Origin of the sequence: Cocleimonas flava (assembly GCF_004339015.1) — a bacterium.
Taxonomy (GTDB): domain Bacteria; phylum Pseudomonadota; class Gammaproteobacteria; order Thiotrichales; family Thiotrichaceae; genus Cocleimonas; species Cocleimonas flava.
On sequence record NZ_SMFQ01000005.1, the window covers coordinates 74060 to 87669 of the forward strand.

The 13610-nt window shown below is 41.1% G+C and carries 11 protein-coding genes; 5 read left to right on the plus strand and 6 right to left on the minus strand.

What is annotated here, in order from left to right; genetic code table 11:
* Nucleotides 1-23 precede the first annotated feature (23 nt).
* Both mqo and EV695_RS16800 read right to left on the minus strand, forming a co-directional pair.
* Nucleotides 24-1511, minus strand: a complete 1488-nt coding sequence (gene mqo / locus EV695_RS16795) for a malate dehydrogenase (quinone) (RefSeq protein WP_131907176.1) — start codon at nt 1509-1511, stop codon at nt 24-26.
* Between the two features lie 115 nt (nt 1512-1626).
* A complete protein-coding gene (locus EV695_RS16800) occupies nt 1627-3087 on the minus strand; it encodes a hypothetical protein (RefSeq protein WP_131907177.1) in 1461 nt (486 codons plus the stop codon).
* A 287-nt stretch (nt 3088-3374) separates the two neighbouring features.
* Between EV695_RS16800 and EV695_RS16805 the strand changes: the two genes are divergently transcribed.
* From EV695_RS16805 to EV695_RS16815, 3 genes are all read left to right on the plus strand, one after another.
* The gene (locus tag EV695_RS16805; protein WP_131907178.1) at nt 3375-4361 is read left to right on the plus strand and encodes an MBL fold metallo-hydrolase; all 987 of its coding nucleotides are present in this window, start codon (nt 3375-3377) and stop codon (nt 4359-4361) included.
* A 268-nt stretch (nt 4362-4629) separates the two neighbouring features.
* A complete protein-coding gene (locus EV695_RS16810; protein ID WP_131907179.1) occupies nt 4630-5784 on the plus strand; it encodes a Na/Pi symporter in 1155 nt (384 codons plus the stop codon).
* 14 nt (nt 5785-5798) lie between these two features.
* Complete coding sequence (locus EV695_RS16815; protein ID WP_131907180.1) at nt 5799-6023, plus strand: hypothetical protein; 225 nt, start codon at nt 5799-5801, stop codon at nt 6021-6023.
* Between the two features lie 159 nt (nt 6024-6182).
* Here EV695_RS16815 and EV695_RS16820 read toward each other — a convergent pair whose 3' ends face one another.
* Nucleotides 6183-8417, minus strand: coding sequence for a GGDEF domain-containing phosphodiesterase (locus tag EV695_RS16820; RefSeq protein WP_131907181.1), 2235 nt, complete (start codon nt 8415-8417; stop codon nt 6183-6185).
* 410 nt (nt 8418-8827) lie between these two features.
* On the minus strand, nt 8828-9466 hold the full coding sequence (locus EV695_RS16825; protein WP_131907182.1) for a cation efflux transmembrane domain-containing protein: 639 nt from the start codon (nt 9464-9466) through the stop codon (nt 8828-8830).
* A gap of 72 nt (nt 9467-9538) precedes the next feature.
* Here EV695_RS16825 and EV695_RS16830 point away from each other — a divergent pair, with 72 nt between their 5' ends.
* Together EV695_RS16830 and EV695_RS16835 are read left to right on the plus strand one after the other, a co-directional pair.
* On the plus strand, nt 9539-9961 hold the full coding sequence (locus tag EV695_RS16830; protein ID WP_131907183.1) for a MerR family transcriptional regulator: 423 nt from the start codon (nt 9539-9541) through the stop codon (nt 9959-9961).
* 319 nt (nt 9962-10280) lie between these two features.
* Nucleotides 10281-11189, plus strand: a complete 909-nt coding sequence (locus EV695_RS16835) for a GGDEF domain-containing protein (protein WP_131907184.1) — start codon at nt 10281-10283, stop codon at nt 11187-11189.
* A 52-nt stretch (nt 11190-11241) separates the two neighbouring features.
* Here EV695_RS16835 and EV695_RS16840 read toward each other — a convergent pair whose 3' ends face one another.
* Nucleotides 11242-11808, minus strand: a complete 567-nt coding sequence (locus EV695_RS16840; RefSeq protein ID WP_131907185.1) for a VF530 family protein — start codon at nt 11806-11808, stop codon at nt 11242-11244.
* Entirely contained in the window at nt 11805-13397 is a 1593-nt protein-coding gene (locus EV695_RS16845) for an ABC-F family ATPase (RefSeq protein ID WP_131907186.1), read from the minus strand. Before EV695_RS16845 ends, EV695_RS16840 begins: the two co-directional genes overlap by 4 nt.
* Nucleotides 13398-13610 lie beyond the last annotated feature (213 nt).

The window sequence follows — 13610 nt, forward strand, 5'->3', positions numbered from 1 at the left end:
GTTTATTAGATATCTTTTAACCCTTAACTATCACCAAGTTTAAGCGTTTTCAGCGTTCTGCTACGGACTGATTTTAATAATTCAGGATCGTCGATTAACGATTTTTTATACGAAGGAATCATTTCTTGTAGCTTTGCCTGCCACTCATCCGATGCCATTCGCTCACTAAAGCAACTTTCCAGTACTTCCAACATTGCTTTAACCGTTACAGAAGCGCCCGGAGATGCACCCAGAAGCGCCGAGATACTGCCATCGGCAGAGCTTACTACTTCAGTACCAAACTCCAGCTTTCCGCCTTTGTCTTTATCTTTTTTGATAATCTGTACGCGTTGCCCTGCTTCTGCAAACACCCAGTCATCGGCTTTAGCATCGGGGAAGTAATGGCGTAATGATTCCATTCTCTCGGCATGCGTTTTTCTAGATTCTTTAACCAGATATTTGGTTAGGTCGAAATTGCGGAAACCGGCAATCGTCAATGGCAAGATATTGTCGAAAGTGGTGGATTTGATCAGGTCAAACTTAGAACCGTGCACCAGAAACTTCGTGGTAAAACCAGCGAAAGGACCAAACAGTAAGGCATTGCCATCTTCTAAAACGCGCTTGTCTAAATGCGGCACAGACATTGGCGGCGAGCCAACAGCAGCTTTACCATAAACCTTGGCATTATGTTTCGCTACAATATCTGGGCGACGACAGATTAGCCACTGACCACTAACGGGAAATCCACCATAACCATCCGCTTCCGGGATATCTGATTTCTGTAGTAAAGGCAGTGCTCCACCACCTAGACCGAGGAATACGAATTTAGTGTAAATAGGCTCTCTTTGCTCAAGATTTAAGTCTTCTATCTTGACCTTCCAGCGGCCGTCGTCCTGCTTTTCAAGATCGGTAACATTGACATTTAATCTAAGGTCAAAGTCATCCTGTTCGCGCAAATGACGCGCAAATGCACGTGCTATACGACCAAAGTTAACATCCGAACCATGTGCGATTTTTGTTGCCGCTACTTTTTCATTGGGGTCGCGATTTTCCATCACTAACGGCAACCATTCACTGATTACAGCCGGGTCATCACTGAACTCCATCTCTGCAAACATTGGATGCTCGCGCATCACTTCATAACGTTTACGCAAATATTCGACATTATCTTCGCCCCAAACAAAACTTTGGTGCGGCACAGAGTTGATAAACCTTGATGGGTCTGGCAGCGAACCGTTTTCAACGCAGTACGACCAGAATTGAAGGCTAAGCTCAAACGCTTCATTAATGCTAAGCGCCTTACTGATATCGATTGAACCGTCTTCTTGAAGCGGAGTATAGTTCAGCTCACAATAAGCGGCATGCCCCGTACCCGCATTATTATGGCTAGCCGTACTCTCCTTGCCTACGCCATCGAGTCTCTCCACCATAATGATTTTTAAAGTCGGATCGAGTTGCTTTAACAACATGCCCAGACAGGTACTCATTGCTCCAGCACCAATCAGAACAACATCAATATCTTTCTTGTCCATAATAATTCCCGCTTAAAAAATTATAATGGCGTCATTATATATCGTAATTTTTCACTTTGTTATTTCTAACTAGGAACTAAGGTTAATTCTCATATTCATTATTAGAGTTGCAAGATTAGAGCTGCGAGCCCCACCAGTCCGTTGCAGCGTCGTAAGTAGACTGGTATGCGTCTTGTGATGCGCTCCAGCCGCCGCTATTTGAGCCTTTAGACTTACTTTGCTTACGGTTATAACGGCGAAGCTCTGCTTTTTTTTCAGCATAGGTTTTTCCACGATAAGTACGTTGCCTTTGACTACCTATTCTTATCGCACGCAAACGATCTTTCATCAGTAAATTGCCTGGCTTTCTTTTTTCATACTTAGAACACCTAACTACTCTGCATGAGGTTGCACTCACTTGAGCTATGGAACAGTATGTTTTAGAGCGAGACTTAGAAACCCACACATTAGGTGAGTAACTTCCATCCTTAAGCTTGATAGGAAGAATGTTCGCACGAGACATTTTACTAAAAATCTTACCGCAGTGACGGAAAGCACGCTTGTTTTGTGTGATAGGAAGAACATTTTGAATAGATAAACTCGAATGTTTTGCACTATAGGTACCCCGACTTTCCAGATCACCTTTTCTAGTTCCAAATCCACGCCCTAATTCATTAGCTAATTCAGAATAAATACGAATATCTGATCCCCTTTGTGAAATTCTGTCTACTGCACCACTCTCATAAACCAAATAAAACCCATTCAAATTCGAAGGTGCTCTTGGTGGCTTTGCAACACCAATTTTGCCTCGTGGTGGTTTTTTAGCATGGGCTTTAGCAGAGTGCTTCGTTGTCGTCTCAGTATAGGTAACAACCTGACCCTTATTATTGCTGACACCATAAGCACCATTACCATGCCTATGATGAACACCTTGGTGCGGCAAAGGATGACTATGCACTCTGCCTGCATGTGAATGAGAGTTAGTTTGCTGAACCGTTCTTGTTACAACTTTTGGTTTGATTGCCTGCTGACGTAATTGTTGCTGAGCCTTTTGACTTTTTTGGTAGTCTTTACGCATCGCAATTAAACCTGCCTTTTGATGCGCCCTCTTCACCGATAGTGTTTTTGCGACACCATAATTATTGCACACTGTTTCTAGGCGTCCCTGAGTAGAGATTGCCTTAATCCTCTGCCTTAATTGATGAATTGAATTTACCTTACCTTCTCTAGCAAGAACGCAACTGTGCCAGGCATTTTTATTATCTACATAGCCATAGCCGTATTCTGTTTTAGGCTTTCCTTTGGTTTGTACCGATGCGATGTAATAACGATTAAGGTGATTTTTGCCTTTCACATGAGAAGGAATAAAGCTATAGCGTTTGCCATTATTTGGATTTTCAAAATACCTGCCTATTTTGATAAACACCGAACTTTTACCGTCTTTTCCTTTAACTTCATAAGCCTTTGCCCGACCAAACGGGTCTACCATCAAAGACTCATCGAACAGCTGCCTTTCCGACACCCAACAAGCGCTTAGTAAAAAGGGCACAAATAAAACCAGATACCGCAATTGCTTTACACAGAATATTTTTATCATCACTACTTCTCCCACAAAGTATAAATGTCAGTTCGCAACCTATTCAAATTCAAGTTTATGCGAATAATAAAAATTAATTGTGCGTTTTTTGTAAAAAAAATGTAAAAACCATGAAACGCTCCCTATAAAAAACAGGCTATAAGTAGGGGGGTGTCATTACAATTATTTGAACAGGCGTCATTATTCTTCATTGAAAAAAGGCAATCGTTCCTTTTACTATGGTTATTTGAATGGCCAATTGCTAAAGCATAGACTCGTCTTAATCTAATCAAACAGAGGTCACCTGCATGAAATTAAACTTACGCCCGCTATTTTCAGCCCTATCGCTTTCGACTTTCACCTTAGCTGTCAGCATATCCGCCCAATCAGCAATGGCTGCTGATGTTAAAGTGACGCCTTTAGGCAGTATGGAAGGTGAATTCTGCCAGTTAGACCGAGCCATGATTCTGGAAGATCCAGATGGCACACGTTTATTGTATGATCCTGGCAGAACAGTAGCGGGAGTGGATGATAAAAGATTGGGTAAAATCGATGTGGTACTCATTAGCCACATGCACGGTGATCATGTCGGAGACAAGCACATCGGTAGCCCCGGTAAAGGTGAATGCAAAGATACTCAATTTCCGGTGAATGCCCTTCCCAGTACAAGTGCGGCTAAAATAGCGCACGCTAAAGGCGCAAAAATAATCACCGGCAGCGAAATGCCAAAGTTCTTCGCCAATAAGCTCAAAAAACTGGGGGGTGATCCCAAGAATTCACAACTTGTGCGTTTTGGCGCATCAACCATGGTTAATGGTGTCACTATTACCACAGTTCCTGCGGCGCATTCCAATGGTGTATCGGGACAATTTATTGGTGGTAAACTCGGTAAAATGCTTGAAGCATCGGGGTTAACCGCTTATGCAGGTCCACCCACTGGTTATGTCATCACCTTTTCCAACGGTTTGGTTACATACCTTTCGGGTGATACTGGAATCACTGCTGAACAAGAGACAGTAGTGGGTGATCATTACAAAGCCAAATTAGTCGTGATCAATATTGGCGATACCTTTACCACTGGCCCTAAAGAAGCAGCATGGGTAGTCAACAAACTCATCAAGCCTGAATCAATCATTCCTTCGCACGCCAACCAGCCTTCAACCGCTGGCGGAAAAATCATCGAAGGTACCCGTCTGGCATTATTTAAAGAGCAGTCTGAGGCTGCAGTTCATGTTCCATTGAGTGGCCGTACGATGTCTTTCGATAGCAAGGGAATATGTAGTAGCGGCTGTTAAATCACATTAAACAGTAACTACACGGATCGACCCATTTCTATCTTTTAAATGGGTCGATCAAATTGCTTTAAAATCTCTAACCTTGTTTTGCTCTTTTCCTCCTTACCAAAAATAAACATCCTTCGACTATTCATCATTCATCCCTAACTGGTGTAGTCATGGATATTTTTTTATCAAATGAGAATGATTTTTATTAATTTCCTACCTGTCATTAATCCTTAATAATGGCTCTTTAGAATTCTTGCTTCTACTTTTTAAGGAGGCAATTATGTCTAATCTAAATACTTCAGAGCTAAGCACCTCAGAAGAAACGAAAAGTCATCTGTTGCAATGGGCGATGGTGGCTTTTCTCGTTTACTTATTAATCTGTGCTGTAGGCATGATTGGTGGAGGGTTTAAACTAGCGACAGGTGATCACGCCAAAGAGCTTTTTGCTTTTGCTAGCAATCCATTTGCAGGATTAGTGATTGGCACTGTAGCAACTGCGTTAATCCAGTCCTCTTCTACTGTTACCGCAATCATCGTTGGTTTAGTTGCAGGCGGTTTGCCGGTTGCGGTTGCTGTACCGATGGTGATGGGTGCGAACATTGGTACGTCTATTACCAATACGATTGTCTCTTTGGGACACGTTCGTGCAAAAGAAGAATTCAAACGCGCTTTTGCAGCAGCGACCGTGCATGACTTTTTCAACTTGTTCTCTGTTGTTATCTTTCTTCCGCTTGAAATCATGTTCGGCTTTTTAGAGAAAATAGGTTCTTGGTTATCTAGTTTCTTCTATGGCGCTGGAGATACTTCAATGGGTGGATTCAATTTTGTTAAAGCTGCAACTGCCCCGGTCGTTAAAACAGCAAAAGGCGCCGTTGAAGGATTTGGCGATCAAATAGGGGGGATTGCATTAATTGTTTTCGGTATCGCATTAATCTTCTTATCTATCACCCTAGTGGGTAGATTACTGAAAAAACTTATGGTAGGTAAAGCTAAAGATATTATGCATACAGCAATCGGCCGTGGACCTATCTCTGGAATTTTCTCTGGTACATTAGTCACTGTATTGGTGCAGTCGTCATCTACCACGACCTCTCTAATGGTACCTTTAGCTGGTTCAGGCGCATTTAATTTACGCCAGATCTATCCATTTACCTTGGGTGCGAATATCGGAACCTGCGTCACCGCAGTATTGGCAGCAACCGCCGTAACGGGTAATGCAGAAGCAGCTTTGCAAATTGCATTTATTCATCTTACTTACAATATTCTTGGTGTAGTTATCATTTATGGGCTCCCCTTCTTACGATATCTTCCTGTCAGAGCTGCTGAATGGTTAGGTGCTACAGCTGCCGAGAATAAAATGGTTGCTTTAGGTTATATACTAGGCGTGTTCTTTGTCATCCCGGGTGCATGTCTCGGTATTAGCAGCATAATTTAAGCGAGGAAAATATTATGGAAAACATTCACATCTTAACCAATGACCGCTTACGAGCACTTGTTGTAGAAACGGAAGAAACATTGGACGAGCTAAAACTAGAACTTGATCGTCGTGAACAAGTACAGCAGGAACATGAGGTGGCTCATTTAGAAAACCACATGAAAAGTGCTGAGCTCAGTTTAAAAACGATTCGTGATTTCTTGAGCTTTTTATCGCAAGATTTTAAGAATAAAAAATAATCATTAATTACAAAAGCCCCCCCCCCCCCTACTTTGAATGATATTACGTTTTTGTTGTTTGAAATCGTAAATAGAATTTATGCTTTGCGGAACCCTTTTTTTATAAAGCGCTTTAAATAGGGGGGATTTTTTTGAGTAATGATTTTATTCGCTTAGATACTAAGTGACTTTAATATCATTCGAATTAAGGGCGATATCTTTTATTTGAAACGCGGGAACAGGTTTTGAATAAAGGAAACCTTGAACAGAATCTGCACCTAGTAGCTTTATCAGCGATAATTGCTCTAAGGTCTCAACGCCCTCCACCACAACAGATACACCTAGTCGCTTGGTTAAAGAAATAGCCCATTCCAGAATAGTCGTATTTCCTGTTTCAGCGGTTAACAATATGCTTCTATCAATTTTCACGGTATCAACTTCTAGTACAGAGAGCCTGTCTAAAGAAGAGTAGCCTGTTCCGAAATCATCCATCGCAATCGAGAAGCCTTGCTCCCTCAATGTTTTAATCGCCGGAATTAATTCATGCGCAGAAATCTCTTCATCTTCGGTGATTTCAATGCAAAATCTTTTAGGATCTAATTTCTCATCTTCAAATAGTTGTATGAAGTTTTTAAGCAACTTGGCGCTTTTTAGCATGTAAGGAGGAAGGTTAACATTGATAGTAATATCACCTAACTCATGGCTATGCTTTGCTATCATCTTGATACAAATTTGAGTTAAGGAGGTTAACAGTGCATAAGACTTTGCTTGCTCCAGAAATTGCCCTGGCAGTAATAAACCATGCTCTTTTGAATCGACTCTAATGAGTAGTTCTAGCGATTTTAAGGTGCCGTCTTTCAGGTCGTATATAGGCTGAAAGTGTACCGGTAGATAATCATCATCTACTGATTGCTGGAGAATCTGCCGAAGCTCATGACGCGGGATTTGATAGCGTGTTTTCTCTTCACTATAAAGTGCAAACGACGAATGTTCTTTTCTTGCTTTTTTCAGCGCAATTTCAGCCTGTTTCGCAAGCTTTTCAGGATTCAGTACTTCACTATGACTGGCGCCAATCGTTAGTGGTACAGCAATCCACTTACCTTGCAGAGTATCCCAGATACCCAGATCTTCCTGGATCGTTTCTATCAATGCTTTGACGTCTATTTTTTTACAATGAAAGGCAACTAGAAACTGGTCAGACTGAATATGAGCAGCTAACAGACTTTTGGGTAATTGTTTTAATCTTTGCCCAAGGCTTTTCAGGACTTCGTCACCCGCGTCTCTGCCATATAAATCGTTGATCGATTTAAAATCTTCGATATTGATATGGATGACTAATATATTTTCTAACTCTGAAAAGGTCAGTTGTTCGAGATAGCCTTGATAATTTGGAAGGCCAGTTAAAGAACTTGTTTGCATCAGAGAATTCAAACGTTTTTTCTGTTGATTTGAATTTTTAATTAAAATAATGATACGCCAAATCACGATACTACTAATTAGAATACTGGTCATTCCAACGATAAAAAGATCAAGCGGCGGCGCATCTAGTGCAGACCGGATAACAAGGCCAAGCGGAATAGCGATAATCGCAAAAATACTCGACACCCACATGAATAAATTACCTAATCGGGTTGGCGCTATAGCTGGGTAATCTAATGACATTTTCTCTAAGAACACAAAGGCAATAGCAAGTGCGCCAGCCAGATAAAGTGTGCTTCGAGACAAGGTATTCATCAAGAGTGGATTATTGCCTTTCTCAAAGCTTAGTAACATTTCAAGACTAAAATGAATAACCAGAAGTATGGTTAACAGAGTTCTAATACCATCTGTTAAACCAATACTCTTGGTAAGCAAGTAATGTATAAAAGACATACATAATATTGTGCTACCTATGAATAAGTTGAACACCAGTATTTGTTGATCAAAATCGAATATATAAAACAGTGTGTGCAGTGCATTGGGTGAAACAAGTAAAAATACAAATAAACCCGAAATTACGAGCAAACTAAAATCAATAGCTAAACCCTTGATATTGAATTTCTTTTCAAACATCAACATGTGAATGTAAGCAAATATTGCGATCAATATCATACCTACTTCTTCAAACATGAGAGCAAAGTGAGTAGAAATAGGAAACTTGAAATAGATTAAATTATGTAAGCTTGCCCCAATACCAACAATTGCTACGCCTCCAACCAACACGAGACGCGGTATGCTTTTTTCTTTATGTTTATTAAAGCCTACATATAATCCAATAATGAAAGGCGGGGAAGCTATCACCAGTAGACTATAAACCAAGTCCTGGTTACTGAATAAGAAGGGCATAATGAATGTATTTAAAACCAGACACGCAGACACGAACTGCCAGAAAACAGGCATGCCTTCTTTTTCTATGTGCTGAATGATAGCGTTCATTAAATACAAATAGCCGATTATTTTTAATATTATGAAGCAAATCTATTTTGGTATTTTGCTTGTAAACTATTGTTACTAATATTTAGTCGTGAGTCGATCTAATTCAGATGAACAGTTGCACTATTTACTAGTTTTTTGATCCCATAGAATAGTCACTATGAATTCGTAGAATATAAACCTATCTAGATCAATGCCTTATCCTTTCCAGCACCAATGAAAACAATAGTTTTTTACAACGGATTGAAAGCTAATCACGATCAATTAAATCGAATTTAGCGAGATTTCCAGGCAGTCCTTACACGTTAAAAAGCCACCCCCCTACTTTGGGGCACTTTTTTAGATAAGTGTTTCCTCGGCATGATGGTCTTTGCTCGAACCTTATGTTTTTTTCTAAAATGTTCAAAGTCATTCTAATTATCAAGTTCGCACTGGCTTGTTTCTGCTGCGCGACGCTCATCGAGTGCCTGAGTCAAAATCTGATACGCTGATGATAAAAATAATCCCGCCATAAGACTTGCCACAACAAGATCAGGCCATGCTGTCGTGGTACCCCATACTCCCAGTGCCGCAAACATGACAGCCACATTACCTATTGCATCATTACGAGAGCACAGCCATACCGATCGTACATTGGCATCTCCATCTTTGTATTTCATCAGAATTAGTACACTCGCAAGGTTGGCAACTAAGGCCAAAAAGCCGATAACACCCATGATTTCAGCGGTTGGAACCTCAGTATAAAAGATGCGGTACACGGTCGATCCAAAAACCCACAACCCGACCAATAGAAGGCTGATGCCTTTAAACATAGCCGCATTGGTGCGCGCCTGAATTGACGCTCCTATGACTGCCAGTGAAATGCCGTAAGTGAGCGCATCTCCCAGAAAATCCAACGCATCAGCCTGCAATGCCTGCGATTGTGCCAAACGACCTGCACCCATTTCGACAAAAAACATCACCGCATTAATTGCAATGACAATCCAGAGCCGACGTTTATAGTCGTCAGAAACGCCATCAAACTTGGCATCGTGCCCACAACATCCAGACATTTTTAAACCTCTTTTTACTCATGTGAGGCAATAGTATATTCTCTCTAGTCACTAGAGGTTCAAGGAGTATTTATGTTTTCTATCGGTACACTTTCGAAAAAAACGGGCGTTAAAGTACCCACCATTCGCTACTATGAACAAATTGGCTTGATTGATCCGGCAGTGCGTACGGAAGGGAATCAAAGACGTTATGGTGAATCAGAACTGGAACGTCTTGGCTTTATCCGTCATGCACGCGACCTGGGCTTTTCGATAGAAGCGATTGGAACCCTGATTAAGCTAAACCAGCACCCAGATAAAATATGCGCTGAAGCGAATAGCATTGCCCGCAAGCAACTCGCTGATACTCAAGCTAAAATTGCCAGTCTGCAACGACTGGAAACCGAACTACTCAGAATCACCAACCATTGTCAGGGAGATGGTCAAATAGGCCATTGCTATGTTTTAAGCTCGCTAAGTGATCATGGAAAGTGTGTTTCTGAGCATAGTCAGTAGCAATAACTTATAACTTGTAGCAGATCAGTTTCGGAAACAATAACCAGCACTGAAAAAATGATACTGAAGGAAATAACTCCAATTTCAATAACAACTTACTTCAGCAAGCTCACTTAAGTCGCCATAACATTCAGTCAAAATCCTCTATCTCACTGAAATAAATTAGTTTTATTGTCGAGTTATTGTCGAATAATTGCCGCGTTCATCTATTAATTTTTGAAGTTTCTTCAACTTTACTTTATATTGAGGAAAATCTATTTTGCATGCAATGCATAACATCTAAAAAAGCCTATTCATAATAAGTAAAATAAGCGAACAAATGACTGATATATTTCTAGAAACATTAAATGCCGTTATTGTTGGAATCATCCTCTGGATGTTTGTCTTCAACCTGCGTGTCAAAAACAAGTCGAATTCCGATGCTGCGGGTAATTATATCCTTATCGGTTTCACTCTCATGTTATTCGGTTTGCTAATTGATATTACTGATAATTTTCCGCAGTTAAATCATTTAGTTGTGATAGGTGACACCCCTGCTCAAGCCTTTTTGGAAAAATTTATCGGGGTACTTTTAGGCTTATTCTTTCTCTTCATTGGGTTTAAACGCTGGTTACCGAATGTATCAAAACTTAAAGAGCTGAATTGGGAATTAAAACGTGAAATAGAGTTGCGCAAACTCACCGAAGAAAAACTCATGCAATTGGCCTTATACGATCCTTTAACGGGTTTACCCAATCGTAATTTAGTCTTTGAGCGCCTTCCAGAAATTCTGACCGAGAGCAAAAGCAATGACCAGAGTGCTGCCGTTTTATTTATCGACTTTAATGATTTCAAATCAATCAACGACACATTCGGCCATAGTGTTGGCGATTCACTCTTAAAGTCGGTGGCTGAACGACTGCAACATTCAGTGCGCAAAGTTGATCTTGTGGGTCGTTTGGGTGGTGATGAATTTGTTATTGTTTTAGCGGATGTTAAGAATCATCAAGAAGTTCGAGCCCTATTGAACGAGTTAGTTTGCGAATTAAATATTCCGTTCATGATCAATGACAATGAGATCTACCAGCATGTAAGCATTGGTGTGGCGATTTATCCGTATGACGGCGTCACACAAAAGGATTTATTAAGCCATGCAGATGCGGCGATGTATGAGTCGAAGAAAATGGATGAGAGTTCTTATACTTTTTACAGCTCAAGTTATAGCTCAAACAGCCTCAGAATCGCCTGATATCTGCTGATCCAAGCAAGATGCCTGGTGGGTTTTCAGTAATCATCAGAAACTATTTTTTCGGCTTGAAATTACCCCAGGGATCTTTGGGTGGTGCCGGATTCACATTATCCGAATCATCATTAACATCATTAGCGCCATCGAAACGATTATCCCGAGATTTATAATGCCCTGCGCTACGTCGCTCGTTATATGCCTTGCTCGACCCTTTGCGCTCACCTGTATAGCTATTTCTGCTTGCTGCATTGTTAGCGCGTTTCTGCTGTAATTTTTCACCGTCTTCAATGCTTAATTTGGCTGGCTCACCTGGTTTATGATGCTCCGGCACAATGCGTTCTCTTGGTGGCAACTTGAATTGCTCAGAAGAGACACCCGGCAAATTTTTATATTGATACAAGTAAAACACTTCAACTTTTTCGCGTGCCCAATCTGTCTTCTTTAAAAACTTGGCACTGGCGGCAATGCTTGGGTTTATCTTAAAACATTTGATGTTTAGGTAAGCATAAAGAATATCGAAGCCATAATGACTGACCAGTTCTTCTAATACTGTTTTTAAACCAACGCCATGTAATGGGTTGTTTATGTATGGGTTTTCTTTGTCGCTACTTTTCTCACTCATACTTGACCTCTACTTTGCCTGTATTCGTCATAAGTGCCTTCAAAAGCAATCATCTTTCTATCTTTGATTTCCAGTACGCGGTTGGCCAGTGTGGATACGAATTCGCGGTCATGACTTACAAAAATCAAGGTGCCTTCATACACTTTCAACGCATTATTTAATGCTTCGATGGCTTCCATATCCATGTGGTTAGTGGGCTCATCCATAATCAAAACGTTGGTGTCCTGCATCATGAGTTTACCAAATAACAAACGATTTTTCTCACCACCTGAACAGACGCGGGCTTTCTTTAAAAAGTCATCTTCAGTAAACAGCAAACGACCTAATAAACCGCGCACTTTGAGATCATCATGCTTAGGTGTTCGCCATTGCATCATCCAGTCAAACAGCGTTAAGTCGTTATCAAAATCCAGAGTATTATCTTGTGGACAGTAACCAACCACAGCGTTTTCGGACCATTTAAAGCTGCCGCTTTTGGGGGTGAGTTGCTCCATTAGACAACGCAGAAAGGTGGTTTTACCCGTACCGTTTTCTCCGAGAACCGCCAAGCGTGAACCTGCTTCGAGAATAAAGTCGTCACTCGCAAACAAAGTTTCTTCGTTAAAACCATGTGATAAATCTTCTAACAACAAAGCATTACGGTGTAATTTTTTATGTTGGGTAAAATTGAGTATAGGCGTCATTCTGCTGGATGATTTCACTTCATCGAGCTTAATTTTATCCAGTTTTTTCGCGCGAGAACTTGCCTGCTTCGCTTTAGATGCATTCGCGCCAAAGCGATTCACGAAGTCTTGTAACTCTTCAATCTCAGCGCTTTTCTTGCTGTTACCTGCGAGTAATTGTTCGCGAATGAGGCTTGAAGCCGCGAGGAAGTATTCGTAATTACCCGGATAGATACGAAGCTCACCATAATCAATATCCGCCATGTGAGTGCATACTGAATTCAAGAAGTGCCTATCATGAGAGATGATCACCATGGTACAGGTACGCTTATTTAGTTCGATGCTCAACCAGTTGATTGTATCGATATCCAGATTGTTGGTTGGCTCATCCAGTAACAAAATATCAGGATTGGCAAATAACGCCTGTGCCAACAGCACACGTAACTTTCGACCCGGAGCGACTTCACTCATCAGACCAAAATGCAGTTCTTCTTCAATACCCGCATTCAGTAGAATATCGCCCGCGCGACTTTCTGCAGTGTAACCATCCATCTCGGCAAATTCTGACTCGAGTTCTCCGACTTTCATACCATCGGCATCAGACATTTCAGGTAAACCGTAGATGCGTTCGCGTTCGCATTTAATGTCCCACAGCGCTTTGTCACCCATAATTACGGCATCAATCACGCTGTATTTTTCAAAGGCGAATTGATCCTGACTCAGGGTTCCCATCTTTTCGCCCGGTGTGATCGAAACATTACCTGAAGTTGGCTCGAGTTCACCGCTCATGATTTTCATCAAAGTTGATTTACCGCAGCCATTGGCTCCGATTAAACCGTAGCGGTTGCCGTTATCAAATTTAGCTGAAATGTTTTCAAACAAAGGCTCAGAGCCAAATTGCATGGTGATGTTTGCTGTGGAAATCAAAGGAATGTCCGGAGGGGTATAAGAATTGAGGGTGCGCAGTCTACAGGCTAATTGTTTTTGAGTATAGCGTAGCTACTTATCAAGCTGTAATTAACACCAGATGACAAGCTATATAACATACTAGATAACAAACTAGAGAACTAAGAGTATGTCTGTAAAACTTTGGCACCCCCCTACTTTGAGGCGTTTTTTTACTGTTTATTTGTTGCCATG